The sequence below is a fragment of the Tessaracoccus sp. MC1627 genome (assembly GCF_014164725.1).
GTDB lineage: Bacteria > Actinomycetota > Actinomycetes > Propionibacteriales > Propionibacteriaceae > Arachnia.
Genome location: NZ_JACJGA010000004.1, coordinates 204370 through 230858 on the forward strand (window position 1 = coordinate 204370; position 26489 = coordinate 230858).

General features: G+C 69.0%; 28 protein-coding genes and 1 pseudogene. 22 read left to right on the forward strand and 7 right to left on the reverse strand.

Annotation, left to right across the window (positions count from 1 at the left end; all coding sequences use genetic code 11):
- The first annotated feature begins 20 nt into the window (after window positions 1-20).
- Complete coding sequence (locus H5399_RS18025; protein WP_182782802.1) at window positions 21-1145, forward strand: aldo/keto reductase; 1125 nt, start codon at window positions 21-23, stop codon at window positions 1143-1145.
- Here the strand turns inward: H5399_RS18025 and H5399_RS09475 are convergent.
- A pseudogene (locus H5399_RS09475) lies at window positions 1145-2977 on the reverse strand (beta-galactosidase); the annotation flags it as partial. The gene H5399_RS18025 and the pseudogene H5399_RS09475 sit on opposite strands and share 1 nt — an antisense overlap.
- 5 nt (window positions 2978-2982) lie before the next feature.
- On the opposite strand from H5399_RS09475, the gene H5399_RS09480 reads away from it, so the two are divergent.
- From H5399_RS09480 to H5399_RS09560, 17 genes are all read left to right on the forward strand, one after another.
- A complete protein-coding gene (locus H5399_RS09480; protein WP_220489313.1) occupies window positions 2983-3423 on the forward strand; it encodes a PTS glucose transporter subunit IIA in 441 nt (146 codons plus the stop codon).
- A gap of 24 nt (window positions 3424-3447) precedes the next feature.
- Window positions 3448-4326 (forward strand): EamA family transporter, encoded by an 879-nt coding sequence (locus H5399_RS09485; protein WP_182782804.1) that lies wholly within the window; start codon window positions 3448-3450, stop codon window positions 4324-4326.
- Complete coding sequence (gene ybaK, locus H5399_RS09490) at window positions 4283-4768, forward strand: Cys-tRNA(Pro) deacylase (protein ID WP_182782805.1); 486 nt, start codon at window positions 4283-4285, stop codon at window positions 4766-4768. Before H5399_RS09485 ends, ybaK begins: the two co-directional genes overlap by 44 nt.
- 9 nt (window positions 4769-4777) lie before the next feature.
- Window positions 4778-5062: a GNAT family N-acetyltransferase gene (locus tag H5399_RS09495; protein ID WP_182782806.1), complete on the forward strand. Its 285-nt coding sequence runs from the start codon at window positions 4778-4780 to the stop codon at window positions 5060-5062.
- Between the two features lie 83 nt (window positions 5063-5145).
- Window positions 5146-7182 (forward strand): threonine--tRNA ligase, encoded by a 2037-nt coding sequence (thrS, locus tag H5399_RS09500; protein WP_182782807.1) that lies wholly within the window; start codon window positions 5146-5148, stop codon window positions 7180-7182.
- A complete protein-coding gene (locus H5399_RS09505; RefSeq protein ID WP_182782808.1) occupies window positions 7175-7717 on the forward strand; it encodes an HIT domain-containing protein in 543 nt (180 codons plus the stop codon). The genes thrS and H5399_RS09505 overlap by 8 nt, the downstream gene beginning before the upstream one ends.
- Before the next feature lie 76 nt (window positions 7718-7793).
- Complete coding sequence (locus H5399_RS09510; RefSeq protein ID WP_182782809.1) at window positions 7794-8540, forward strand: hypothetical protein; 747 nt, start codon at window positions 7794-7796, stop codon at window positions 8538-8540.
- The gene (locus H5399_RS09515) at window positions 8537-9589 is read left to right on the forward strand and encodes a glycosyltransferase family 4 protein (protein WP_182782810.1); all 1053 of its coding nucleotides are present in this window, start codon (window positions 8537-8539) and stop codon (window positions 9587-9589) included. Before H5399_RS09510 ends, H5399_RS09515 begins: the two co-directional genes overlap by 4 nt.
- Before the next feature lie 4 nt (window positions 9590-9593).
- Window positions 9594-10181: a CDP-alcohol phosphatidyltransferase family protein gene (locus H5399_RS09520; RefSeq protein ID WP_370585731.1), complete on the forward strand. Its 588-nt coding sequence runs from the start codon at window positions 9594-9596 to the stop codon at window positions 10179-10181.
- The gene (locus H5399_RS09525; RefSeq protein ID WP_182782811.1) at window positions 10178-10963 is read left to right on the forward strand and encodes a DUF881 domain-containing protein; all 786 of its coding nucleotides are present in this window, start codon (window positions 10178-10180) and stop codon (window positions 10961-10963) included. Before H5399_RS09520 ends, H5399_RS09525 begins: the two co-directional genes overlap by 4 nt.
- Before the next feature lies 1 nt (window position 10964).
- The gene (locus tag H5399_RS09530) at window positions 10965-11297 is read left to right on the forward strand and encodes a small basic family protein (protein WP_182782812.1); all 333 of its coding nucleotides are present in this window, start codon (window positions 10965-10967) and stop codon (window positions 11295-11297) included.
- Window positions 11290-12039, forward strand: a complete 750-nt coding sequence (locus H5399_RS09535; protein ID WP_182782813.1) for a DUF881 domain-containing protein — start codon at window positions 11290-11292, stop codon at window positions 12037-12039. The genes H5399_RS09530 and H5399_RS09535 overlap by 8 nt, the downstream gene beginning before the upstream one ends.
- A gap of 83 nt (window positions 12040-12122) precedes the next feature.
- On the forward strand, window positions 12123-12611 hold the full coding sequence (locus H5399_RS18540; protein ID WP_182782814.1) for an FHA domain-containing protein: 489 nt from the start codon (window positions 12123-12125) through the stop codon (window positions 12609-12611).
- Window positions 12611-13291 carry a MerR family transcriptional regulator gene (locus H5399_RS09545; protein WP_182782815.1) on the forward strand — a complete coding sequence of 227 codons (681 nt, stop codon included), beginning with the start codon at window positions 12611-12613 and terminating at the stop codon, window positions 13289-13291. Before H5399_RS18540 ends, H5399_RS09545 begins: the two co-directional genes overlap by 1 nt.
- A 13-nt stretch (window positions 13292-13304) precedes the next feature.
- Window positions 13305-13769: a bifunctional nuclease family protein gene (locus H5399_RS09550; RefSeq protein WP_182782816.1), complete on the forward strand. Its 465-nt coding sequence runs from the start codon at window positions 13305-13307 to the stop codon at window positions 13767-13769.
- A 173-nt stretch (window positions 13770-13942) separates the two neighbouring features.
- Window positions 13943-14506: a MerR family transcriptional regulator gene (locus H5399_RS09555; RefSeq protein ID WP_182782817.1), complete on the forward strand. Its 564-nt coding sequence runs from the start codon at window positions 13943-13945 to the stop codon at window positions 14504-14506.
- A 40-nt stretch (window positions 14507-14546) separates the two neighbouring features.
- Entirely contained in the window at window positions 14547-15740 is a 1194-nt protein-coding gene (locus H5399_RS09560; protein ID WP_182782818.1) for a YhjD/YihY/BrkB family envelope integrity protein, read from the forward strand.
- Window positions 15741-15750: 10 nt separating this feature from the next.
- Here H5399_RS09560 and H5399_RS09565 read toward each other — a convergent pair whose 3' ends face one another.
- The 3 genes from H5399_RS09565 to H5399_RS09575 form a co-directional block, all read right to left on the reverse strand.
- Window positions 15751-18087, reverse strand: a complete 2337-nt coding sequence (locus tag H5399_RS09565) for a glycoside hydrolase N-terminal domain-containing protein (protein ID WP_182782819.1) — start codon at window positions 18085-18087, stop codon at window positions 15751-15753.
- Window positions 18084-20126, reverse strand: coding sequence for a beta-galactosidase (locus H5399_RS09570; RefSeq protein ID WP_370585732.1), 2043 nt, complete (start codon window positions 20124-20126; stop codon window positions 18084-18086). Before H5399_RS09570 ends, H5399_RS09565 begins: the two co-directional genes overlap by 4 nt.
- A gap of 153 nt (window positions 20127-20279) precedes the next feature.
- On the reverse strand, window positions 20280-21500 hold the full coding sequence (locus H5399_RS09575) for a pyrophosphate--fructose-6-phosphate 1-phosphotransferase (protein ID WP_182782821.1): 1221 nt from the start codon (window positions 21498-21500) through the stop codon (window positions 20280-20282).
- 143 nt (window positions 21501-21643) lie between these two features.
- On the opposite strand from H5399_RS09575, the gene H5399_RS09580 reads away from it, so the two are divergent.
- The 4 genes from H5399_RS09580 to H5399_RS09595 are packed head-to-tail and all read left to right on the forward strand — an operon-like array spanning window position 21644 to window position 23991.
- Window positions 21644-22012, forward strand: a complete 369-nt coding sequence (locus H5399_RS09580) for a pilus assembly protein (RefSeq protein ID WP_182782822.1) — start codon at window positions 21644-21646, stop codon at window positions 22010-22012.
- A complete protein-coding gene (locus H5399_RS09585) occupies window positions 22009-22446 on the forward strand; it encodes a TadE/TadG family type IV pilus assembly protein (RefSeq protein WP_182782823.1) in 438 nt (145 codons plus the stop codon). The genes H5399_RS09580 and H5399_RS09585 overlap by 4 nt, the downstream gene beginning before the upstream one ends.
- Window positions 22447-22456: 10 nt before the next feature.
- Complete coding sequence (locus H5399_RS09590; RefSeq protein ID WP_182782824.1) at window positions 22457-23350, forward strand: aldo/keto reductase; 894 nt, start codon at window positions 22457-22459, stop codon at window positions 23348-23350.
- Between the two features lie 20 nt (window positions 23351-23370).
- Window positions 23371-23991: an L-threonylcarbamoyladenylate synthase gene (locus H5399_RS09595; RefSeq protein WP_182782825.1), complete on the forward strand. Its 621-nt coding sequence runs from the start codon at window positions 23371-23373 to the stop codon at window positions 23989-23991.
- A gap of 106 nt (window positions 23992-24097) precedes the next feature.
- Here the strand turns inward: H5399_RS09595 and H5399_RS09600 are convergent, their stop codons facing one another.
- From H5399_RS09600 to H5399_RS09610, 3 genes are all read right to left on the reverse strand, one after another.
- On the reverse strand, window positions 24098-24802 hold the full coding sequence (locus H5399_RS09600) for a DUF937 domain-containing protein (RefSeq protein WP_182782826.1): 705 nt from the start codon (window positions 24800-24802) through the stop codon (window positions 24098-24100).
- Between the two features lie 119 nt (window positions 24803-24921).
- A complete protein-coding gene (locus H5399_RS09605; protein ID WP_182782827.1) occupies window positions 24922-25671 on the reverse strand; it encodes a PIG-L deacetylase family protein in 750 nt (249 codons plus the stop codon).
- Complete coding sequence (locus tag H5399_RS09610) at window positions 25668-26447, reverse strand: DUF1801 domain-containing protein (protein WP_182782828.1); 780 nt, start codon at window positions 26445-26447, stop codon at window positions 25668-25670. Before H5399_RS09610 ends, H5399_RS09605 begins: the two co-directional genes overlap by 4 nt.
- Window positions 26448-26489 lie beyond the last annotated feature (42 nt).

Sequence of the window (26489 nt, forward strand, 5' to 3'; positions counted from 1 at the left end):
CCAGCGCCTAGGGTGGGGCCATGGAGCAACGCAGCGTCGGCACATCAGGGTTGAAGGTCAGCGTCGTCGGGATGGGGTGCAACAACTTCTCCCGGCCGGGAACCGCCACGGAGTCCCTTGAGCAGAGCGTGCGGGTCATCGGCGCAGCCATCGACCAGGGAGTCACGTTCTTCGACGGCGCCGACATCTACGGTGGTGCCCCGGGACGCAGCGAGGAGTTCCTCGGCGTTGCGCTGCGGGGCAAACGGGATCAGGTGGTGATGGCCACCAAATTCGGGCATCAGGACTTCACGATGCCCGGCTCCGAGGCTTGGGGCCCGAAGGGCGCGAGGCGCTATGTCCGCTCGGCCGTCGAGGCCTCCCTGTCGCGGCTCCAGACGGACTGGATCGACCTCCTGCAGATGCACACCCCGGATCCGGAGACCCCCATTGAGGAGACCCTGGAGGTCCTGACGGACCTGGTTGGCGAGGGCAAGGTTCGCTTCATCGGGCACTCCAACTTCACCGGGGACATGGCGCGCGAGGCCGCAGAGATTGCCGTGGCGGAGGGCCTCGAGTCCTTCGTCTCGGCCCAGAACGAATACTCGCTTCTGGCCCGCGACATCGAAAACGACCTTCTTCCGGCGGCCGTGGACCTGGGGCTCGGCGTCTTCCCCTACTTCCCGCTGGCCAACGGACTCCTCACGGGCAAGTACACCCGCGACGGTGGCGGCGAGGGGCGGATGCGTTCCATCAAGTCCGCCCAGCTGGCGGGCGTGGACTGGGATCTGCTCGAGCGCTACCGGCGGTTGTGCGAACGCGCCGGTCACACGATGCTGGAGGTGACCGTCCAGTGGCTGCTCGGCCAGCCGTCCATCACCTCGGTGATCGCCGGCGCGACGCTGGTGGAGCAGGTGGCGCAGAATGCCGCCGCCGGGTCCGCCGCGGTCCCGGACGGGGTGCTGGACGCCGTCGACGAGATGTTCGCCCCTGACCGGATTCAGTGGGACGTGATGGTCACGGAGTGGGAGACGTGGTCGATGACGAAGGTCACATCGCCCCGCTGGACGACTTCCGTGCCGGGCTCCGGGGCGGCCTCCACGGGCCTGGCAGCCAGGCGCGCAAGGGAGCGCAGGCCCTCGTCGTCGGGGATGGTCGCCACGTAGATGGCCCTCCCCGCGCCCAGCGTGCGCATCGTGACGGCCGGCCTGGCGTCCGCGCGGCCTCCCTCGAAGCTCGCCAGGACCTCGGCGGTGTCCACCGTCAACTCCTCCGCACAGTGCGTGCCCTCGAATCTTCCGAGTGACCCCGCCACTGGTGCGCTCTGCTGGCCAGGCGGAGTCAGCGCCAAGGCACCGAAATCGGTCACGCGCATCCCGAAACTCTCGCCGAGGAGAGTGGTGAAGCCACCGGCACGGAACCTGTCGTGTTCGTCCACGATGTCACTGAAGGGCCCCGTCACCACGGTGCCTCCCCGCTCCAGCACGGACAGTATGCCTTGGGCGGCGTGCTCGGTGAGCAGGTAGAGCAGGGGGGCGAAGACGGTGTCGTAGTGGCCGAGGTCCGCCTCCGCGTCGACGACGTCCACCAGCACGCCCAGATCGAGAAGTGCCGAGTGCCAGCGCTGGATCTGGGCCAGATAGTCCAGCGTCACCGGATGGTCCGGCTGCTCGATCGCCCACCTGTTCTCCCAGTCGTAGACCAGCGCCACCCGTGCCCGAAGCCGGCCGAGAGGCGGCAACTCCTCCAGCGCCGCGCCCAAACCGACGACCTCGCGCCACGTCCGCGTTCCCGTGCCCGCATGGGGAAGCATCGCGGAGTGGAACTTCTCCGAACCCGCGCTCGACTGCCGCCACTGGAAGAACATCACGCCGTCCGCCCCACGTGCCACGGCCTGCATGCTCAGGGCGGACATCTCACCGGGCGCCTTGGGCGCATTGCTGGGCCGCCAGTTCACCGCGTTGCTCGCCTGCTCCATGAGGATCCAGGGCGTGTCCGGCTTGAGTGAGCGGATCAGATCCCTGGTGAATGCCGCCGAGCGCCACGCGTCGGGGTCGTTGGGATCCGGGTAGCTGTCGTCGGAGATCACGTCCAGATGGGGTGCCCAGCGGTGGTAGTCCAGCGGCTCGAACGCCCCCATGAAGTTGGTGGTCACGGGCTGCGTGGCCCCTGCGTCCCGAATGATGCCCTTCTCCATGAGGTACAGGTCCAGAAGGGCGTCGGAGGTGAAGCGCTTGAAGTCCAGCACCCCGGCCGGATTGAGGCTGTAGGGCGCCTTGCGCGGGGGGACGATCTCGTCGAAGGATCCGTAACGCTGGGACCAGAAGGCGGTGCCCCAGGCGCGGTTGAGATCCTCGATGCCCGCGTAGCGCTCGGCCAGCCACACGCGGAAGCCGCGGGCTGCGTTGTCGGAGTAGTCCGCGGGGAGGTGGCAGCCGAACTCGTTGTTGACGTGCCACAACTGCACCGCCGGGTGCGACGCGTAGCGCTCGGCGATGGCGGCGACCAACTCCCCGGCCAGCCGCCGATAGTCCGGTGAGGTGGGGGCGTAGGCCTGGCGGCTGCCATGCCAGAACCGGGACCCGTCACGGTCCTCGGGGAGCGCCGACGGGTACCTGATGCCCAGCCACGGCGGCGGCGAGGCCGTGGCCGTGGCCAGGCACACACCGATCCCGTGCGCGTGGAGAATGTCGAGCACCCTGTCCAGCCAGACGAAGTCGAACACGCCCTCGCTGGGCTGGATCCTGGCCCAGGAGAAGATCCCGACGCTGACCAGATTCACCCGCGCCTCACGCATGAGGCGGGCGTCCTCGAGCCACACCTCCTCGGGCCACTGCTCCGGGTTGTAATCTCCGCCGTAGTACATCGCCATCGTCCTCGATCGGGGGGCCGGCCCTGCCGAGCCGCTCCGGGCAAGGATAGGGGAGTTGCCCCCCGTCGGCGCAGCGTGGCCCCGGCGGCGATAGGGTGCGCAACACATCGACATCCGAAGGAGCATGTGTGATGCAGATTCTCGCCCCCTGCGCCGGCCAGGTCATCGCGATCACCGACGTGGCGGACCCCGTGTTCAGCGCCCAGACCGTAGGCCCGGGCGTCGGGATCGAACCCGACGGAGGGCGCCAGGTCGTCGTCGCCCCCGCTGACGGAACCCTGCTCAAGGTCAGTCCCCACGCCTTCATCCTCCTCGTGGGAGGGGAGATCGGGATCCTCGTCCACATCGGCATCAACACCGTCAAGCTGGCCGGCCAGGGTTTCGAGGTGCTCGCCGACCAGGGCAGCGACGTGACGGTAGGGACACCCATCGTGGCCTGGGATCCGGCCTCCGTGACGGACCCGTCGATGTCGAGGACCGTGGTGGTGGTCGTCATGGACGCGGAGCCCGACTCGGTCTCCGACGTGGCAGGCGGCACCGTAGCGACGGGTAACCCGCTCTTCACCTGCTGAGACGCGCCCCGATAGTGTCGCGGGGTGAGCCGAATCCACCCCGTCGTCCTGGTGTTGATCGCCATCGCGTCGGTGCAGTTCGGGGCCGCCCTCGCGAAGGGCATCTTCGACGCGGCACACCCCGCCACGCTCGCCTTCCTGCGTGCAGCCATCGCCAGCCTCGTGTTCCTGCTCATCGCCCGCCCGCGGGTCTCGGGCCGGTCCCGAGGGGACTGGCTGGTGGCCACCGGCTACGGGTTGTGCCTGTCCGGGATGAACCTCCTCATCTACCTGAGCATCTCGCGGATCCCGATCGGCCTCGCCGTCACGCTCGAGTTCGTCGGCCCGCTCGGGTTGGCGGTGCTGGGCTCGCGGCGGGCGGTGGATCTCATCTGGGTGGCGCTGGCCGCCGGCGGCGTCGTACTGCTGGGCTCAGGCCCGACGGAGCCCGACCTCATCGGCATCGCCCTCGCGCTGGGAGCGGGCGGACTGTGGGCCTGCTACATCGTCCTGGCCGGCCCGCTCGGCCGCCGCTGGGAGGGCACCAGCGGGCTGACGGTCGGATCGCTGATCGGGGCCGCGGCCCTGGCGGGTCCTGGCGTCGCCCTCGCCGGCGGGTCCCTGGGAGACCCGCGGGTGCTCGTCGTGATCTCGCTCGTGGCGCTGCTCAGCACCGTCATCCCCTACGGCCTGGAGCTGCGTGCCCGTCGCAGCATCGCGGCCGGCACGTTCGGCATCCTGATGAGCCTCGAACCGGCAGCGGCGGCACTGTTCGCGTGGGTGGTGCTGGGAGAATTGCTGCACCCGATCGAGTGGTTGGCGATGGCCGCCGTCATCGCCGCGTCGATCGGGGCCATCCGCACCGCCCGGAGGAGGACACATGACCAAGCCACACGGAGCCACACCGGCGTTGAAGGCGCTTGACGCGGCCGGGGTGAGCTACCGGGTGCATGAGTACGTGCACGATCCCCGGGCCACCAGCTTCGGGCTCGAGGCCGCGACCGCCCTCGGGGTGCCGGCCCGTCGGGTGTTCAAGACGCTGCTCGCCTCCGACGGCGCGGCCTTGGTGGTGGGGGTCGTTCCTGTCGACACCACCCTCGACCTCAAGGCCCTCGCCACCGCCGTCGGGGTCAAGCGCCTGGCCATGGCAGCTCCGGCCGTCGCCGAGCGCTCCACCGGCATGATCATCGGCGGCATCAGCCCGCTCGGGCAGAAGCGCAGCCTGCGCACCGTCGTCGACGCCTCCGCCATGGACCACGACACCGTGCTGGTCTCCGGAGGACGGCGAGGGCTGGATGTGGAGCTGTCGCCCCACGAGCTGGTCCGGCTGACCGGGGCCTCGGTCGCCGTCATCGCGGCGGGGTAGTCTCGAGCCATGACGGAGAACCTCACGTTGACCAACAACGCCGCCGCCAACCGCTACGAGCTCCACCACGGGCACGAGCTCATCGGCCTGATCGACTACCGGATCGACGGGGACGTGGTGGACATGCACCACACCGAGGTGGACCCGGGCCACGGGGGCAACGGGCACGGCAACCGGATCGTTGAGTTCGCGCTGAACGACGCCCGCGAGGCGGGGTTCAAGGTCAGGCCCACCTGTCCCTTCGTCGCCAAGTACCTCCACCGGCACGAGGACTTCTGGGATCTCCGAGCCTGACCCGCCCCTGAGGTGACGCCCACGCCGCTGAGGGGCACAATGGGCCCTGATTCACACTGACCGTCACACCCGAGGGAGCCCCGATGAGTGGAGCCATCACCATCCGCCGCAACGACGACGCGCAACAGGTGACGCTGACCACCACTACCACGGGCCTGGACCTGTTCGGTGATGACCGCAGCGTCGTGGCCATGCGGGTGAGCGGGGAACTTCGTGATCTGGCCGCCGAACTGGTGGAGGGGGACGAGGTGGAGCCGGTGCTGATCGACAGCCCTGAGGGCCTCAGCATCCTGCGCCACTCCGCAGGGCACGTCACCGCGCAGGCGCTGCAGGGCCTCTTCGTGGACGCCAAGCTCGGCATCGGCCCTCCCATCACGGACGGCTTCTACTACGACTTCGCCACCGCCCCCCTCACGCCCGAGGACATTAAGTCCATCGAGAAGCAGATGGGCCAGATCGTCAAAGAACGCCAGCGCTTCGTCCGCCGAGTCGTCACCGACGACGAGGCCCGCGCCGAGCTCGCGGCCGAGCCATTCAAGCTGGAACTGGTCGCGGACAAGGGCTCGTCGTCGGACGAGGACGGCTCCAGCGTCGAGGTGGGCGCCGGCGAGCTCACCATTTACGACAACGTCCGACGAGACGGCTCAGTGGCCTGGAAGGACCTGTGCCGCGGACCCCACGTCCCCCACACGGGCTATCTAGGAAACGGTTGGGCGCTGACCCGCACCTCTGCCGCCTACTGGCGCGGTGACCAGCGCAACGCAGGGCTGCAGCGCGTCTACGGCACAGCCTGGCCCTCGAAGGAGGCGCTCCAGGCGTACAAGAACCGCTTGGAGGAGGCAGCCAAGCGTGACCATCGCAAGCTGGGTGTGGAGTTGGACCTGTTCAGCTTCCACGAAATCGTGGGCTCGGGCCTGCCCCTGTTCCACCCCCGCGGCGGCGTCATCAAGCGGGAAATGGAGGACTACGTCCGGGCCCGCCACATCGAGGAGGGGTTCGACTACGTCGGCACCCCGCACATCGCCAAGGAAGAACTGTTCTACACCTCCGGACACCTGCCCTACTACGCCGACGGCATGTTCCCACCGCTGCTGGAGGACGCCGAGCGCGACGAGCAGGGTGTCGTCGTCCGGGGGGGCCAGGCCTACCGCCTCAAGGCGATGAACTGCCCCATGCACAACCTGATCTTCGCCTCCCGCGGACGCTCCTACCGTGACCTGCCGCTGCGTTTCTTCGAGTTCGGCACCGTCTATCGCGATGAGAAGTCCGGCGTCATCCAGGGCCTGACCCGGGTGCGGTCGATCACCCAGGATGATTCGCACAGCTACTGCGCCAAGGAACAGGCGCCGGACGAGGTGCGCCACCTGCTCAAGTTCGTGCTGTCGCTCCTCAACGACTTCGGCCTCACAGACTCGGTGCTGGAGGTCTCCACCCGCGACGAGGACGGCAAGAAGAAGGACAAGTTCATCGGCTCGGACGAGCAGTGGGCCGAGGCGACGGCGGTGCTGGACGAGATCGCGGCCGAGTCCGGTCTCCCCATCGTCGCCGACCCCGGCGGCGCGGCCTACTACGGCCCCAAGATCTCCATCCAGGCCAAGGACGCCATCGGGCGCACCTGGCAGATGTCGACCATCCAGTACGACTTCAACCAACCCGAGCGGTTCGGGCTCGAATACACGGCCCCGGACGGCAGCCGCCAGCAGCCGGTGATGATCCATTCGGCCAAGTTCGGTTCCATCGAGCGGTTCATGGGGGTGCTCATCGAGCACTACGCCGGCGCCTTCCCGGCGTGGCTCTCACCGGTTCAGGTGATTGCCATCCCGGTGGCCGCGGAGTTCGACGAGTACCTGGGCGGCGTTGTCGCCCAGCTCCGCGCCCGAGGCGTGCGGGTGGACTTCGACGACTCCGATGACCGCTTCGGCAAGAAGATCCGAAACGCCTCCAAGGAGAAGGCGCCGTTCGTGCTCATCGCGGGCGGCGACGATCGCGACTCAGGCTCGGTGTCGTTCCGGTTCCGTGACGGCTCTCAGCGCAACGGCGTGCCCGTCGCGGAGGCGGTGGCCACCGTCGTTGACTTCATCGCCTCGCGGTCGAACACGTCCCCGACGGCCGATGCCTGAGTCCGAACCTGAGACCAGCGACACTTTCGCAGGGGTCCCGGATGCCTTCCAGCGGCTGTGGACCCCGCACCGGATGGTCTACATCAAGGGCGACGGCAAGCCACGCAACAAGGGTGAGTGCCCGTTCTGCTCTTCACCGCGCCGCGACGACGTAGAGGGCCTCATCGTGGCGCGCGGCGATCACGCCTATGTGGTGATGAACCTGTTCCCCTACGCCCCCGGCCACCTCCTCGTGTGCCCGTACCGTCACGTCGCCGACTACACCGACCTGACTCCTGAGGAGGCCATGGACGTGGCCGCCCTCACGCAGCGGGCGATGACGGTGGTGCGGCGGGTGTCCCGGCCGGACGGGTTCAACATCGGTATCAACCAGGGGGCTGTGGCCGGCGCCGGCATCGGCATGCACCTTCACCAGCACATCGTGCCGCGCTGGTCCGGCGATATGAATTTCCTGCCGATCGTGGCGCAGACCAGGGCGCTGCCGCAACTCATCGGTGAGGCCCGCTCCCTGCTCGCCGAGGCCTGGCGGGCCTGAGGTGAGGTTCAGCGGCGCGGTCTGGGCGGTCGGTGGCCGGCTTCCGCGCAGATGCGGCGACGTCTTGGCGCGGGTCGTGGCACCGGTGGCCGCGCTGATGCCGCTCCGAGGAGTTGCTTCCTGGGAAGCCACCATCGAGCGGGCCAACGGGAGACAGCCCAATCGCGCCCAGCGTCGCCTGCTCGTGGAGAACTGGCTGCGCAATCTGCTGTGGTCGTTGAGTTTGGCGCGGTGGTCCGACGAGGAGGTCATGGCGGTCATCGATGTCTCCGCCGGTGACGAGGCCAAACTCCACTCCTCGCTCGCCGGTCCGGGTCTCGTGGCGGCTCTGCCGCACATGGGTTCCTGGGACTTCGCCGGCGCCTGGGCCGCCCGCGTCGGCATCCGGGTGGTCAGCGTGGCCGAGCGGCTTCCCGACGGGCTCTTCGAGCGGTTCCGTGACGCCCGACAGGGCATGGGGATGACCATCTACCCCGTGGACCAGCCCGAGCTCATGAACACACTCGCAGACGACATCCGTGCGAGGCGACTGGTGTGTCTGCTGAGCGACCGCGATCTCTCATCGCGCGGCCTCCGTGTCTCATGGCCAGAGGCCGGTGAGGTGGGCGTGCCGGCCGGGCCCGCACTGCTCGCAGCCCGCACCGGCGCAGACCTGCGGGTGGTCACCACCGGCTTCCACGGTGGCCGGCTCCGCCTGGAGGTGTCGGACCCGATCCTCGGCGACAGCCCTGAGGCATTGATGCAGGGCGTCGTGGAGCGGTTCGCGTACGCCGTGCGGCGCAGCCCGGAGAATTGGCTCATGTTGCGCCGGATGTTCAGGTGAGCCTTCGGGTGACGCTCGTCTGCCCCTACTCCCTGGACGAACCAGGGGGTGTGGCCACCCACGTGCTCGGCCTCGCCCGCTGGCTCCAGAACGAGGGCCACCGCCCCGTCGTGGTGGCACCGGGGGAGCGGGCCCAGGAGTGGGGCGTCCCGGTGACGTTGCTCGGCGCGACGCACGGGATCCGGTTCAACGGCTCGGTCGCCCACCTGGCGATCCGTCCCGCGCAGGCTCGGGTGGCGGCTCAGGCGGTGATGGGCTCCGACGTCGTCCACGTCCACGAGCCGTTGACGCCAGGGGCGGCCTTTGCTGCGGCCAGGGCGTCGCGGCGCCTGGTTGTCACGCACCACGCCTCCTTCGATCCGGGCCGGGCGGGCGCGCTGATCCGACTCAGGGCCGCGCTCCTCCCCGAACGGGTCACCGTTGCGGTCTCGGAGGCAGCCGCCAGGACCGCACACGCCGTCACCGGCATCGAGCCCCTGATCATCCCCAACGCCATCACGGCGCCGACGATGCCGCGTGCCGACACCCGCGAACCTGGAGGTCGGCCACTGGTGGTCTTCGTGGGCCGGCTGGACGAGCCACGCAAGGGCTATCCACTGTTCGCGACGCTGGCCGACCAGGTACCCGAGGCCGATTTCGCCGCCATCGGTCCGGGGCTGGGGTCCGGGGGCCGGGTGCGCCAGCTCGGACGCCTCGACGACGCGGCCAAAGCCCTGGTGCTGCAGAAAGCCTCCGTGCTGGTGGCGCCCAACCGGTTCGGGGAGAGCTTCGGCATGATCCTGGTGGAAGCGCTGGCCTATGGCTGCGCCGTCGTGGCCACGGACCTGCCCGCGTTCCGTGACGTGGTGGACCATCCCGGCTTCGTGTCCTGGTTCCCTGTCGACGACGTCGCCTCGGCCCGCGTGGCGCTTCGTCGCCGCCTCGCCGCACCCGTCGACCCGACGGCGGCAGGTGCGCTCGTCCGTCGCTACACCTGGCCTGCCGTCGGTCCCCGGATCCTGGATGCGTACGCACTCGTGGCCGGTGCACCCGGCGCTGACGTAGGCTGAGGACGTGCACAGCTCGCCAGTGGTCAAGGAGTGGGACACCGAAGCCGTCCTCACGGTGCCCAACGTGCTGTCGTTCATCAGGTTGCTGGGAATCCCCGTCTTCTGCTGGCTGATCCTGGCCGGCCACGATCTCGCCGCCGTCATCATGCTGGCGGTCTTCGGCGTCACGGACTGGTTCGACGGCTACCTCGCGCGTCGGCTCAAGCAGCGGAGCCGGCTGGGCACCCGATTGGACCCCATCGCGGATCGGCTCTACATCCTCGCCGCAGTGGCGGTGCTCCTGGTCCGCGGCATCGTGCCCTGGTGGTTCCTCCTCATCCTCTTCGCCAGGGACGTCATGCTGGCCGCGCTGGTACCGGTCCTCCGTAGGCACGGGATGCTGGCACTCCCCGTCAACCTCGCGGGCAAGGCGGGCACCATGCTCCTCCTTCTCGCGCTGCCCCTGATTCTGCTCGGCTCCGCCACCTCCCTGAACCTTGTCTGGGCCCACTACGCGGGTTGGATCCTCGGCGCGCTCGGCGCGGTGGTCTACTGGGCCGCCGGACTCCTCTACGTCCGCGCCACGCTGCAGCTGCACAGGGGCGCTTCGTGAGGCGTCCCGACGCCAGCATGAGCCTCCTCACCGACATCCAGGCAGACGCGCTGGAGCCCGGTTATCGCCAGCAGACGGAGCGGAGGCCCAGCCGCAGCCGGCTCCTCATCGCGGTCGCCCTGGTCAGCGTCCTGGTCACGGTCGCCGCCCTGCAGACCACCCGCGGCGCGGGAGACATCGCCGCCCAACGCACAGAACTCCTGGACCGGGTGGCGGCCGCTCGGGCCCGTCAGGACGAGTTGGCCGTCCTCTCAGCTGAGTTGGGGGCCGAAGTGCGCGAACTCAGCGAGCGTGCGCTGGGAGATCCGGTCGAGCGGCAACGCCTCGCCGACGCCGAGTTGTCGGCAGGCAGCCTCCCGGTGAGCGGTCCCGGCATCGTGGTCACCGTCGATGATGCCCCCGAAGCCACCCAGTCGCAGGGTCTGGTGCTCGACAGCGACCTCAGCCGCCTGGTCAACGGCCTGTGGGAAGCCGGCGCCGAGGCGGTCTCCATCAACGGGCGCCGGATGAGTGCGCTGACCCCCATCCGGGGGGCGGGGGCCGCCATCACCGTGGACTTCGTCTCCCTCAGCCCTCCCTACCGGGTGGAGGCCATTGGCGACTCCCGCACCCTCCCGGCCCGCTTCAACGAGACGGCCGCCGCGGCGTGGTGGCAGTTCCTCACCATGAACTACGGCCTGACCATGGACATCGAAGCCTCCGATGAGGACCTTCAACTGGAAGCCGATCCCGGAATGACCATCCGCTATGCCACCACGGCCGGCACCGACGAGGAGAACTGACGTGTTTGCGATCTTGGGACTGGTGGCAGGGGTGGTCGTGGGACTACTGCTGCAGCCCACGTTGCCTCCCGTGCTGGCCCCGTACCTTCCCATTGCCATCGTCGCGGCCTTCGACGCCATCCTCGGCGCGACCCGGGCCTATCTCGAAGGCATCTTCTCCGATCGGGTGTTCCTGGTCTCCTTCCTCTCCAACGTGGTGATCGCAGGGCTGATCGTCTTTGTCGGGGACCAGATCGGCGTGGGCTCGCAGCTGTCGACAGGAGTGGTCGTCGTCCTGGGAATCCGGATCTTCACCAACGCCGCCGCGATCCGACGGGCGCTGCTGCATGCCTGAGACCAAGGCGCGTCGCGCCACGAGGCAGCAACCGACCGGGCACCTCCGGGCGTTCTTCCGGCCCAGCCGGGGCCAGTTGGTGGCCGGCGTTGCCCTCTTTCTCACCGCCCTCATCGTGGTGCTCACCCTTCGCTCCCAGGCCAACCAGCCCGAGTTCGCGAACGTGCGCCAGGCGGACCTGATCCAGCTGCTGGACAACGTCACCGTCGAGACGCGTCGGCTGGAGGACGAGGTGCGTGAGCTTGAGCAGGCCAGGACGGAGCTCCTCAGCGGCGCTGACAGGGACGAGGCCGCCCGCCTGGAGGCCGCCCGGCGCCTCGAGCAGGCCCAGATCATCGCCGGCACCATCCCCGTGACCGGCCCAGGGATCCGGATCGAGATCAGGGACCCGCAGGGCCGTGTGGGCGCCGAGTTGCTCCTGGACGCCGTGGAGGAACTTCGCGACGCCGGCGCCGAGGTCATCGAGCTCAACGACACCGTCCGGCTCGTGATGCGTTCGTGGTTCAGCACCGACCCCTCGGGACGGGTCACCGCCGACGGTGTCGCGCTGGAGGAGCCCTATGTCATCGAGGCGATCGGCGACCCCGCCACCCTCGAGGCCGGCGCCCGGTTCCGTGGGGGTCTGGTCAGCGAGATCGAGGGCGACCGGGTGGGCGGCCGTGTCCAGATCACACAGTTGGATGCCATCGATATCGACTCCGTGGCCGCACCTGGGGACAACGAGTTCGCCAGACCGCGGTAACGCAGTTGATAGCGGGTGATAAGTTCCTCAGGTAGCGTTGTACGCTCAGCGCCCCACCGATGTCCTAGTGAGGAGTCCCACCCATGAAGTGCCGACAGTGTGGATCTGAAAGCCCGTCGGAGGCGCGGTTCTGCAGTGTCTGCGGCGCCCCACTCACGGACCCCACCGGTGACACCACCACGATGATCCCCGTCACCGCTGACGACAGGCCGGGCGTCGAACTCACCGAGCAGGAGCGCGCCGAGGCCAAGTTGCTGGCCGAGGGGAACGCCCTTCTCGTCGTCAACCGCGGCCCCGGTGACTCCAGCCGATTCCTCATCGACAGCGACATCACCAACGTGGGCCGACACCCGGAGTCGGACATCTTCCTCGACGACATCACGGTCTCGCGCCACCATGCGAAGTTCGTCCGCAGCGGCGGGAAGCTCTACCTGGAAGACCTGGGAAGCCTGAACGGCACCTACGTCAACCGCACGCTGCTCGACGGTCGGACCGTGCTGCGCGAGGGCGACGAGATCCAGATCGGGAAGTACCGTGCCACGATCTCGCTGAGCGAGCCCGGTCTGAGCTGATGCCCGGCGCGGCGCGCACCATCGGCCGCGTACTGGAGATGATCCGGGCCGAATTCCCGGACATCTCCGTATCCAAGCTGAGGTATCTCGAGACGGAAGGCCTGATCTCCCCGGACCGCCAACAGCCTTCGGGCTACCGGAGGTTCAGCCAGCAGGACGTGGACCGGCTGCTCTATGTGCTGCGTGCGCAACGCGACCGCTACCTCCCGCTCAAGGTCATCCGCGAGGAACTTGACGCGCTCGATCGCGGAGAGCAACCCGAGTCACTGGCCTCGGTAAGCGCGGACGAGGAGCCCGCGGCCGAGCGTCGCCAGACGTCGCGCTCCTCCTCGGGCCCCGGCCTCATGACGCGTCGCCAGGTCTTGGGCGAGTCCGGTCTGGGGGAGGCCTCCCTCATCCATCTGGAGCGGCTCAAGATCGTCCAACCCCGCCGCGGGTCCCAGCTGTACGGACGTGAGGCGGTGGCGATCGCCACCGCCGCCAAGAAGCTCGTCGGCTACGGGATCGACCTGCGCCAGCTCAGGGTGATGCAACAGGCCGCCGCGATGGAGGCCGCGGTGGTGGAGCAGGCGCTGGAGCAGTATCAGCGCCGCTCGGGACCGCCGCCGGACGTGGTGACGGACCTCTATCGAGTGGTGATGCAGGCACACGCGGCCCTGCTCCACGGCCAGATCCACTGAGTAGGCTGTGACCATGATCCACCTCGACGTGCTCGGCATCCGCCTGGTCTCCACGGAGGAACCCGCCGTCCTGCTGCTGCAGGAGCGCGGTGGCTCGAGGTGCCTGCCGATCTGGATCGGCACGATCGAGGCCGCGGCCATCGCCAGCGGAATGGAGGGGCCCGAGTCCGCGCGGCCGATGACTCACGACCTCCTCGCGGCACTGCTCCCACTCATCGACCCCGGACAGGGCAGGGTGGAGATCCTCGCCGTCGAGGACGGGGTGTACCGGGCGCAACTTCACCTGGGCGAGCATGTCGTCGACGCCAGGCCGAGCGATTGCGTGGCCATCGCGGTGCGACTGGGATGGGAGATCCAGTGCCCTGCAGCGCTGATGGATGAAGTAGGGGTTGAGGTTGAGGCAGCCCAGACCGACGAGGTCGAGGCCTTCCGCGCGTTCCTCGACAGCGTCAGCGCAGACGACTTCGAAGACGAATAATGCCTAGTCAGATGCCAGATTGCTGCGGCACTGCGAGTCCCGCCAACCAGAGTGCGCTCGTCGGTCCGGCAACTTTCTCAGGGCGGCTCGGGCGTGTCGCGGACCGGTGCCCGCGCGCCCGATTAGCGTCAGCCACGTCGATGATCCATCGCCGCCGTAGGAAGTGAGGGAACGTGACCGAGACGCCAGAGGCCGAGCCGCTGCAAGCCCTGCTCTTCGACGGCGACTTCGCGCCCGTTCCCAGTGACACCGGTTACCGCGGCCCGATCGCCCACCGCGTGGCAGGAATCACCTACCGCCAGCTCGATTACTGGGCTCGGACCGGCTTGGTAGTCCCGTCCATCCGTAACGCCGAAGGCTCCGGTACCCAGCGTCTCTACTCCTTCCGCGACATCCTGCTGCTGCGCGTGGTGAAGCGCTTCCTCGACATTGGGATCTCGCTGCACCAGATCAGGGTGGCCATCGACCACCTTCACACCCGGGGGGTCGACGACCTCACCGAACTCACCCTCGTCAGCGACGGGTTCAGCGTCTACGAGGTGACCTCCGCCAACGAACTGTTCGACCTCACCCGCGGCGGTCAGGGCATGTTCATGATCTCGGTCAGCAGCGTGTGGCGCGAGTTGGAGGGCACCCTTGCGTCCCTGCCGGGGGAGCGCACCGTGGAGTCGACCGTCGTCGAGCCGTCGGATCCCTCCGACGAGCTGGCACAGCGTCGCCGCGCCCGGGTCGTCTGAGCACCCACACGGTCCGAGGCACGGGGGTAAGGTCTGGTCCGTGAAGGACTGGATCGAGAAGGTGACCGCCCACCCCGTCGTTGCCCACGGCATGGCAGCGATGGACCGGTACAACAAGCGGCTCGGCCCCCAGTTCGCCGCAGGAGTCACGTACTTCTCGGTGCTCTCCATGGTCCCCATCCTCATGTTCGCCTTCTCGATGCTGGGCCTGACGCTCACCGTGCTGCGGCCAGACCTGTTGGACCAGATCAAGGAGACCATCGACGCAGAGCTCGGCACCAGCAGCCTCGCCAAGAGCCTCAGGGCCGTGGTCGATGACGCGTTCTCCAACTGGGCCTCGGTCACACTCGTGGCGCTCGCGACCGCCGGCTACTCCGGCTCGAACTGGGTGGGCAACCTGAAACGCGCCGTGCGGGTGATGTGGGCCGACTCGTTCAGCGACGGCGCCTTGAAGGGCAACTTCTTCGTCGAGCTCGCCATCAACCTGGTCATCTTCGTCGGTCTGCTCGCGACGGTGGGGCTGAGCCTGGGCGTCGCCTCGATCGGCGGCGGCTTTTCCAGGCAGGTGATCGAGTGGCTCGGCTGGAGCCATCTCCCAGGGATCGGGTTCGTGTTCCAGGCCGTGGGGCTCGCGCTGAGCCTGGTGGCGAGCTGGATTCTGATCGCCTTCCTCTTTGTGGTGCTCCCCAGGGCCACCGCAGCGCCAAAGGCCTGGCTGACCGGCACCCTGATCGGTGCGGTCTCGGTCACCGCGCTCCAGCAGATCGCGGGCCGGCTGGTGGGAGTGTTCTCACGGAATCCGGCGATCGCCGTCTTCGGCTCCACCATCGTGCTGATGCTTGTGTTCAACATCCTCGCCACCATCATCCTCATGTCGGCTGCATGGGTGGGGACGCACGACGTGTGGGCGGCCGAGCTCGCCCGCAAACGGGCCGACAACACCTCGGACCTCCTTGAGGCGAGCCGCATCGACGTGGACGAGACCCGACCCGCCGGGGCGGCCGGGGCGCCGCGTCGGTGGGCGGCCACGCGAACCCTCGATGACCTGCGCCGCGCCGAGCCCCTGCCGCCCCTGTCGACGGACCCTGAGCGAGGTGTCCGGCAGGACGTAGCAGGCAGGAGCGTCCGGATCGGAGCCACGCTGGGCTACGGGGTGGGTGCGGCCACCGGTCTGGGCCTCGGCGCCGCCCTCGCCACACTGGTGCGTCGACTGGTCGCTCTGAGGCGTCGCTGAACCCAGGACGCTAGTGGGCGGGATCGAAGTCGACGTGGACCCGGCCCTGTGCCGGCACCTCGACGTCCAGTTCCTCTCCGCAGTGGGCAAGGAGGTACCTGCCCGCGTGCTGCGGTGAACGCGCCGCGAGTGTGACCCGGGTCGGCCGGCGGTGCCGCCAGGCCAGGTCCACGTGGATCCCGGGACGCGCAACCAGGCCGGTGACCGCACCATCGTCGAGGCCTGGGGCGAGCGCCGGCAGCACCTCGATCCTGCCTGGGCGGTGGCTCTGCAGCAGGGACTCGACGAAGGCGCCGAGGAAGCCGAGGTTGCCGTCGATCTGGAACGGGGGATGAGCCGCGAACAGATTGGGGTAGAGCCCACCTCGGTGCGCGATCCCCGCCCCATCGTCGGCCGGCCTCAGCACGAGGTTGAGCAGACGACCCACCGCCGCACCGTCGCCCAGGCGCGCGCGCAGCGCGATCTTCCAGGCCAACGACCAGCCCGTTGAGTCGTCACCGCGGGCGTCGAGTGTCGCGGCGGCCGCGGCGTCCACCGGGCCGGGCTCAGCGGCCCCGGGGTACCAGCCGAACAGGTGAGACAGGTGCCGATGCTGCACATCCTCCTGCTCGCGCGGCTCCCCCCACTCCGCGACCGTGCCGTCCGCCGAGACCCGGGGCCCCGGTATCCGGGTGGCCATCTTCCGCGCCTCGTGCGCGATCGGATCCTCCGGGTCACACGTGGCCGCGATCTCCGCGGTGAGCAGGAGGACGTCCCGGACCAGGGCGCGGTCCATCGCCGAGGACCGGGTCAGCGATGCCGGCCGGCCCTGATGGAGGTAGCGGTTCTCCGGGGAGGTCGACGGGCTCGTGAAGGGCACCCCGTCGGCGTCCAGGCGCAGAAAGTCCAGCAGGAACCGCGAGGCTCCGCGGGCAACGGGCCAGAAGCGCCGCAGCGTGTCCTCATCCATCCCGCCGAAGCGTCGCTGTTCGTCGAACTGGCGCACCAGCCACGCTCCACCCATCGCCCACTGCGACCAGGACGCGTCGCCATTGGTGGGGAGCGTGTAGGCCCAAGCGTCCGAGTTGTGATGCGCCACCCAGCCTCGCGCTCCGTAGAGGCGACGTGCGGTGTCCTGCCCGCGCTCCGCCAATGCCTCCAGGAGAGGAAGGAGCGCTCGATGACTACCGGAGGCCCCAGTGCTCTCGGCGCCCCAGTAGTTCATAGGCAGGTTGATATTGAGCGTGTAGGCCGACGACCAGGGGGGCTGCAGCTCAGCGTTCCAGATCCCCTGGAGGTTCGCCGGCAGGCAACCGTCGCGGCTGGAGCTGAGCAGCAGGTAGCGACAGTACTCGAGGAGGAGCGCCACCAGGGCCGGGTCGGTTGCGGGCACGTCGCCGCCCGCAGCCCCGGCGCGGAGGCGCTCAGCGGGATCCCGCCCGGTCGCGGCCGCCCCGTCGAAGGCGCGATCAGGGCCCAGGCGCACCGTGAAGCGTCGGGCGCGCTCTGCATGGGCGAGTACGTGCCGGCGTAGGGCCTCGTCGGGCACGGCGGTGGCGCGCATGACTGCCCTGCCGATGGCGTCCTGGAGCGCCTCGGGTGGTCGAGTGGCGCTGGTGAAGGTGGTCTCCAAGGCGACCGCCACGTGCGTGGACGTGGCGCCTCGGATCAGGAGGGCCTCCCCGTCGGCGGCAGGCTCGCCGTCCGTGGTGACACGCAGCCGCACGACGGCGTGCAGCGGCTCGATGCCTGGCAGGTCCCAGGTCAGGGCCGGCGAGTCGGGCTCGTGACTCGGCGCGACGTCTGCCGGGAGCGCCGCGACCAGCGTGAGGGCGTCGGCCGCCACCTCCGTGGACACGACCTTCAGCGGCGTCGACAGGCTGATCCTCACCTCACCCGGGGTGCTGGAGCGCACGGTGTGGACCAGCACGTCATCCTCCAGGCAGGTGGCGGTGGTCATCTCCCAGGTGCCGCCGTCGACGGTGAGGGCGGCGGTGTGGACGCCGGTGGTCAGATCCAGGGTCCGGGTCACGGCGGCACCGGCGGTGGGGAGCTGCACTTCCACTTCCCCCACCGGCAGGAAGGCCTGCGAGTAGCCGTGCTGCAGGGGGCGCAGCGCCTCCTCGGCGCCCACCGGATCGTCCGCGTCGATCAGGGCGCGGCCGCGGGACAGAGCGGCGGACGCGTCCAGGGGATCGACCAATCCCTGGGCCGCTGAGCCGACCCCACCTGACCAGGCGGTGGCCTCGTTGAGCCCGATGCGCACCCGGGTCGGTTCCACGCCCACCATCGCGCCCAGACGCCCATTGCCCAGGGGCAGTCGGTCCAGCCAGGACTTGGAGGCATGCCGGTAGGTCAGGCTGGTCATGCTGCGCCACCGCCGGGGTTGGATTCGCGCACCACGGCGACGTCGCCCGCTGCGATCGTGTGCCGGCCCTGGATCTCCTCGCCGCTGAGCAGGTTCAGCCCGGACACGTCCACTGCCCGGGGGGTGTCGGTGTGGTTGATGGCGAAGAGGTAGCTGGCGCCGCCCGCGCGTCGGCGCACCAGCTCCAGCCCGTCGTAGGGTGCGGTGGGCAGGCCCGCCTCGGCGAGGACCCGCGCCAGGAACACTGTCAGGGACGCAGCCTCGAGCCGCGTCGACACATAGTGGACGTGCCCACCGCCAGGCCGGACAAGACGGGTGACGGCCGGTGCGCCGGCACCGATGACCGGATGGGCATCGGCGGTGTAGCTCGCCACTGCCTCGGCGCCCCGCAGCTGGAGCACCTCGGTCCAGGAGCCACCCGAAGAGCCGTCGGACAGGGTGACCCGCGACGCATCGGGCAAGGGCACATGCTCCTCGACCCGGATGCCCGCGAGCTCCGCGAACGCACCCGAGTAGCTGCCCTGTCGCACACGGAGGTGCTCGTCGGTGGAGCCCGCGAAGTGCCACACGGCGAGGTGGCCGCCCTGCTCGACGTGACGGGCGAAGGCCGAGGCCTGAGCGTCGCTGACGGCGAGCAGGGAGGGCACCAGGACCACGTCGTAGGCGGACAGATCCCCATCGGGGGACACCACATCGGCCACCACACCCAGCTCCCAGAGCGCGGTGTGCACGCCTCGCACGGCCGGCAGGAACTCCACGTCGGCCGACGGCAGGGCCGGGGTCTGGGCAGCCCACCAGGCGTCGGCGCTCCACACGATGGCCACCCGTGCCTCGACGACGGGACCTTCCCCAGGATCCGCGACCGCCTCGGCCACCGACTCCAGCTCCGCTCCCAACTCGGCGAGCTCCCGGAAGATCCGCGAGTCCGCGCCCACGTGCGGCACCATCGCGGAGTGAAAGAACTCGGCGCCCACCAGGGGGGAGCGCCACTGGAAGAACAGGGAGCCCATGGCGCCACGGGCCAGGTACTGGTAGGTGTTTCTGCGCATCCGGGCCGGCTCCTTGGGGAGCATCCGGCCGCCGGCATAGTCGTAAATGAGGCTGGTCGCCTGTTCCATCAGCAGCCAGGGCCTGCCGCCGGCGAACGACCGGGCAAGGTCCGCGCCGAAGGCCACGTGGGTCTCGCCCGCCGGGCCGGCATCGTCGAGATAGTGATCGATCGAGACCACGTCGATCTCGCGGGCGAAGGCCCACTGGTCGTAGTGGTTCCAGGTGGGGAGCATGAAGTTGGTGGTGGTCGGAACGCCCGGGGTGAGCTCGCGCACCACGGCCACCTGGTCGCGGAGGCAGTCCAGCAGCACGTCGGCGCTGAATCGTCGGAAGTCGAGGACGTGCGAGGGGTTGGGGAGGTACTGGGTGGCCTGCGGGGTGTGGAGGTCCTGCCAGTCGCTGTAGATCTGGGACCAGAACGGCGTGTTCCAGGCTGCGTTCAGGGCGTCGAGATCGGCATAGCGTCTCCGCAGCCACGCCCGGAAGGCCTCGTCGGTGACAGGACCGTGGGAGAGGGTTCCGTACTCGTTGTGCAGGTGCCACATCGCCAGGGCGGGATGCGCGCCGTAGCGCTCCGCCAGCACGCGGGTGATCCGCACCGCCGCCTCCCGGTACGCGGGGGCAGCCGGATTGTAGGTGTCGCGGCTGCCGTGGATGAGGCGCACCCCGTCGGCCGTGACCGGCAGCGCCTCCGGGTGGGCGCACGTGAACCAGGGCGGGGGAGAGGCCGTGGGGGTGGCCAGGATCACCCGCACGCCCGCCGCGTGCAGCCTGTCCATGGCATCGTCCAGCCAGCCGAAGGTGTAGCGACCCTCGGCCGGCTCCAGCGACGACCAGGCGAACACCCCGACGGTCGCGGTGTTGACATGGGCGGCGGCCATCAGGTCCATGTCCTCGTCGAGAACACTCGACGGCCACTGCTCCGGGTTGTAGTCGCCGCCGAACCACACGCCGTTGGCAAACTGTCGAAACGATTCGATCCTGCTCACGCGCTCACAGTACACGCAGCCGCCCAGCAGCGGAACACCTCTCTGGGTTGCGTTCTGCATCCGAGGGGGGAACCGGACCCGCCGCCCGCCCCCGGTGGAAGGGGAAGTGCGGACGGCGGGTTCACGAGCATGCCGGGGCCGGCACGCGGGCGGTCAGTGGGCGGCGGTAACGGTGGGGAAGTCCTGGCCGATGGAGGCCAGCATCTCCTTGAACCAGTCCTGGTTGAGGTCGAACGGCTTTCCGCCCTTGATCCGGTCGAACGCGATGGCGCTCAGCACATCACCGTTCTCCTCGTCGTGGCCGATGACACCGGCCTCGCCCTTCAGGGCGGAGTCGACGGCGAGGTCTGTGCACTCCTTGATGAGGGCGAGATCCGCGTCGTTGGCGGCGGCGGAGCGGGAGAAGTATCCGGACTTCTGGATCATGACCTTCTCCGCGTTCAGCTTGTCAGCGAACTTCGACGCGAACCAGGCACCGGGGTTGATCTTGTCCAGCTTCACGTGCCCGAACGGGTCGCGCGGGACCTCCTCGCCCGCGCCCTCCATCTCGGCGACGATGGCGTCCAGGCCGGCACCCTCGGACAGGAAGATGGTGACGTTGCCCACCTCGTCCATGATCTTTCCAAGGCGTTCGGCCTCCTTGGCGATGTCGATGACGCCTTCGGGCACGTAGACGCCGTGGACGTCCCACGCCTCCCGCGACAGTCCGATCTCCGGCAGCCACTCCTGCGTGTCCAGCCAGGCGCGGTACTCGGCCGCGGTGGCGGCGGTGAGCCACCCGCAGTGACGGCCCATCACCTCGTGGACGATGAGCATGCGTGAGCCGGAGTTGTGTTCACCGACGATGTTCTTGGCGAAGACGGCGCCCTGCTCGGCCGCGGTCCACGCGCCTAGGGACTGCTTGATCGGGATGACGTCGTTGTCGATGGTCTTGGGCAGGCCCACGACGGTCAGGCCGTAGTCGTGTTCGGCGAGGTAGGCGGCGAGGTCTGCTGCGGTGGTGTTGGTGTCGTCGCCGCCGATGGTGTGCAGCACATCTACGCCGTCTGCCACCAGGCGGTCCGCTGCCACCTGGAGCGGGTTGGCCCCCTCCGCGACCAGTCCGCGCTTGACGAGGTCCTTGGCGTTGGTCAGCTTGACGCGGGAGTTGCCCACCGGAGACCCGCCGAACTTGTGCAGAAGTGCCGCGTTGGCGCGCACCGTGTCGTCGACGACGAGGTAGTCGCCCTTGAGCAGGCCTTGGTACCCGTGGCGGTAGGCGATGATCTCGATCTCCGGTGCCACCTGCGTGTAACGCTCGATCAGGCCACCGATGGCGGAGGAAAGGCAGGGGGCGAATCCGCCGGCCGTGAGGATGGCTACCTTCTTGACCATGAGGGTCCTTTCGTGAAGTTCTGTGTGGATTCCACCCTATTGCACGCGCCCCGGAGCGGCGGCTCTGGGGCGACGATGCACCGCAGGACCGGGGTTGTCCACAGGCGTTCGCGGATGACCCCCACACTTGGCACGATGTCCCCATGAGAGTGCGGCGAAACGAGCGCGGATTGAGCGGCTCGGTCCAGGCTGTGGTCCTGCTGCCGGTCAGCATCGGGATCATGTTCAGCCTGCTTCAGTGGTCGCTGCAGTACTGGGCCGAAGCTACGGCGCTGGCCGCCGCACAGCAGGGCGCGGCCGTCGCCTCGGCATACAACGGGACCCGGGCCGACGGGGAGGTAGCGGCCGCTGAGGTGGCGGACAACGGGGCGCTGTCCGGCGTCCGGGTCGAGATCGCCCGCGGCGCCCGGAGCACCACGGCCACGGTCCGCGGGCGCGCGGTCGTCGTCGTGTGGCCCCGCGAGATCAGCAAGGCGGTCACCGTGCAGACCGAGCGGCTGACCGGGTCATGATCGGTGAGGCTCGCAGGGGTGCGCAGCGGGGGTTGGCCCTCTCTGTTGAGGCGGTGGTGATCCTGCCGGTGCTGGTGCTGTTCATCGGCCTCCTCATCACCCTGGCACGGGTGGCCATCGCGGATCAGGCCGTCGGCTCGGCTGCGGCCGCGGCGGCGCGGGCAGCGTCCCTGGAGCGGGTCACGTCGAGCGCCCGGGCGGCGGCGCTGGACTCGGCCCGCGCGTCGCTGGCGCAGCGCAACATCGTCTGCCGCGACACCCGGGTCACCGTCGACGCCGACGGGGTGGGTCGGAGCGTGGGGGAGCGCGCCACGGTCAGCGCCGAGGTCCGCTGCCTCATCGAGATGAGAGACGTCAGCCTCCCGTTCATGCCGGGTGAGGTGGCGGTCTCCGCCACCCGCACCTCCCCGGTGGACCCCCTGCGCGGGAAGTAGAGTGACTGACATGACCACAACGAAGCAGCGCCGTATCGGCCAGTTCTCAGTCTCCCCGGTGGGCCTCGGAGCCATGCCATTCTCCATGAGCGACAAGCCGGAGAAGCCCTCCGAGGAGCAGGCGATTGCCACGGTCCACGCCGCCCTGGACTCCGGTGTCACCCTCATCGATACCGCGGACATCTACGCGCCGAGTTGGGATGCACTGGGCCACAACGAGCGGATCGTCGCCCACGCGCTGCGCAGCTACGACGGCGATGTGAGCAACGTCGTGGTGGCCACGAAGGCCGGCATCACGCGCGGCGTGGGGGAGACCTGGGGCCGTAACTCGGCGCCGGACTATCTTCGCAGCCGGCTGGAGTCCGCTCTGGCGACGCTGGGGGTGGACAAGCTGGACCTGTTCTATCTGCACCGCCCGGACCGCACTCGCGTCTATGGGAGCGTGATGGAGACCCTCGCCGCGTTCAAGGCGGAGGGCTTGATCGCGGAGATCGGCATCTCGAACGCCAACGTCGAGGAGATCCAGATCGCCGTCGACGTCCTGGGCGCAGGCGAGCTCGCCGCCGTCCAGAACGAGTTCTCCCCCCGGTTCAATGACACCAGCAAGTCCGAGCTCGACTTCTGCGCCCGTCACGGCATCGCATTCCTGCCCTGGTCACCCTTGGGCGGCACCGGCGGCGGGGCAGCCGCGGTCGGTTCCCGATTCCCCGTCCTGGCGGAGATCGCGGCTGCCCACGGGGTGTCTCCTCAGCGGGTGACCCTGGCGTGGGAGCTTGCCTTGGGGGACCATGTCATCGTGATCCCGGGCGCCTCGCGGCCGGAATCCATCATCGACTCCGCCGGCGCCATGGACCTGGATCTCACCGGCGATGAGGTGAATGCCATCTCCGCCGCCGTGCTCTGAGGTTTCGGTAGCCTGGGCCCATGGCCCAGTACTTCGACGTCCATCCAGACAACCCGCAACCCAGGGCACTGGCGCAGATCGCCAGGATCCTGGAGGGCGGGGGCCTCATCGCCTACCCGACGGACTCCTGCTTCGCTCTGGGGTGCGCGCTCGGCAACGCGCAGGGGATCGAGCGGATCAGACGGATCAGGCAGCTCGACGACAAGCACCACTTCACCCTGGTGGTCGACGAGTTCGCCAAGCTCGGCGCCTACGTCGAGATGGACAACTGGGCTTTCCGCGCCGTCAAGGCAGCCACGCCCGGGCCTTACACGTTCATCCTCAAGGCGTCCCGCGAGGTGCCGAAGATGATGCAGCACCCGAAGAAGCGCACCGTCGGTGTGCGCATCCCGGATCACCGCACCACCCTGGCCCTGCTCAAGACAGTGGGTGCGCCACTCCTGTCGTCGACGCTGCTGCTGCCTGGCCACGACGAGTCACTCACCGACGGCTGGGGCATCAAGGAACTGCTCGACCATCAGATTGATGCGGTGCTGGACTCCGGTGATTGTGGTGTCGAGCCCACAACCGTGGTGGATCTGAGCGGCGACGAGCCGGTGGTCGACCGCGTGGGTGCCGGGGACCCGTCGCCGTTCGAGTGAGCTGCAGCTTTGTGAGGCGGAGCGCCTCCTGACGATGGGCCCAATGCGGTCAGACGCAGGTGTGCCCCGGGCGGAGGGCCCAGGGCACACGAGGTCTACCCGCGTTTCAGCGACGGCCTCCGCCGAGCAGACCACCCAGGATGTCGCCGAGGATCCCGCCGCCGAGTCCGCCGGGCACCGTCGGCTGCTGTTGAGCCTGGGTCTGCGTGGGCCGTGACTCGGGCTCCGGCATCCGGAGGGTGCCATCGTCCGGTCCTGCTGTAGGCAGCCGGAACTGCGGCTGGGCGCTCGGCTCCGCCCGCGGCGCCTGCGCCTGAGGTGCCGCCGCACCACCACCGAGGATCTGGCCCAGGATGTCGCCCAGCCCACCGCCACCGGTCGGCGATTGCTGCTGCGGTTGGCCCTGGGCCTCGTCACGGCCCATCAGCTTTCCTGCCAGCCACGACATCACGATGGGGGCGAGGATGGGCAGGAGCTTCTGAATCAACGCGTTGCCGCCGCCGAGGCCGCCCAGCTGGTTGACGACCTGCTCCTCGTTGTCGCCGAAGACGTGGTGGGCAATCTTGGCGCCGTCCGCCTCGTCCACATCGTCGAGGTTGATGCCCCCCTGGACGAGCTGAGGGCTGTGCTGCCCGATCGCGGAGGCCAACGACGCCTCGCCGTCAGGATCCCGCGTGTTGGCGCCCATGCCCATCAGAAGTGCGGGGAGTGCGTTACGCGTTGCGGCCTCCACCTCTTGCGGGCTCGCCCCGACACGCTGAGCCAGTTGATCGATCGGGAGGGTGGACAGCAGTTCGTCGAAATCGAACATCAACAACTCCTTGTCAGAGATTCAGCGCGCGAGGTGCGCCTCATCCAAAGCTAGGCGACGGCGGCGGTCGCTGTGACCGATTCGCTTACACCAGTGGTCGCGGCCGGGCGTAGCGACGATCAGGCAGTGTCCCGGGTCAGTCGGTGGGCCCTGAACAGGCAGGCGAAGTCGGTGCCCATCGCCCGGCCCTGGGCGGCCAGCATCTCCGGAATGAAGTCCGCCGGGGCCGGGTGGTCCGGGATGTCGGCCAGGTAGGCGCCGTGGGCTTCGAGGGAACGCACGCCCGCGTCGACATCGGCGCGGGTCAGGACGGCGCCGTGCGTGGGGGAGTTGTCGGCGGAGACGAGCAGCCACGTGGTGGCCCACTTCGCCAACCCTTCATCCGCGGCGAGTTCGGGGTGGACCCACGTGTTGTCGGCGTCACGGACCGCGTCCAGGGTGACAAGGCCCGCCACGCGGTGGTCTGCCTGGTTGAGTCCCCATCCCACCTCCACGTCCCAGGAGCCCGTCACCACAACGTCGGGCTTGAATCTGCGAATCGCGCGGGCCACGTCGCGGCGGAGATCGAGCGAGTAGACAAGCATGCCGTCCGGATGGTCGAGGATCTGGAGGTCGGTGACGCCCACTTCGTCGCAGGCCGCGCGCTGCTCGAGCGCGCGCAGTGGACCCACCTCGGCCGGCGGGCGCTGCATGCCCGCCTCACCGGAGGTGAGGAGAAGGTAGGCCACCTCCGCGCCTTGGGCTACCCAGTGATGCACGCACGCGGACAGTCCGTATTCCACGTCGTCGGGGTGGGCCACGACGCACAGGATGCGCCGGAACCCGGCATCCGGCAGCGGCTCCAGGACGGGGCGGTCGGGCCCGCTCATGAGCGGGCCTTGTTTCCTTCGGGCGCGGGGCCGGCCAGCGAGGCCACTAGGCGCAGGATGAGGTCACGGGGGAGCGGCTCAGTGAGCGGGAACCAGAGGGTCCCTTTCCCGCGTACGTAGGATGCGAGCTCAGAAGCCAGCTCCGGGTCCGCAGGGACCGGATAGACGGCCACGTGATCCTTCCACCCGGATACGAAGACCTGTGCCCGGCCTTTCCCTTGCTTGTAGCCGATGATGCCGTAGCTGAACACCTCGTCGGCATGGGGGAGCGCTCCCTTCACCAACTCCCTCAGCTCGTCGAACATGGGCCGGGCATCTGCCGGGACGGCAGCCACGTACTGGTCCACGGTGGTCACCTTCCCCGCCGGTGATTCGCCCAGGGCGTAGGAGGCCTCAAGCATCTGCCGCAGGACGGCGAGGTCGACGTCGGCGAGTTTGGTGAGATAGAGGCACGATACGCCGGTCTTGTGCTTGCCAAGCTTCGCCAGGTGTTCGCTGTAGTAGCGGTCGAAGCCCTCGTTGAAGTAGACGGTGAGCGTCGCCTTGCGGGGGCTGAAGCCCAGCCTGGGCATGTCGCCCTCCCTGCCCGTGTCATAACGGTAGTGCTGCGACCCGAAGCCGATGATGCTCGGGCCCCACATCGTCGGCTTGTCACCGGTGATGTCCTGCATCATCGACATGAGCTCGTGGGCTTCGTTGCGCCGTCGCTCTGTGACGGTCTCCAGGAAGTCCTCGACGGGCACTGGGGTGGGGCGGGTGACGGCTTCTGCTGGCATCCGTCAACTGTCGGCGCATGCACCAGTGGTGTCAAGGGGTGT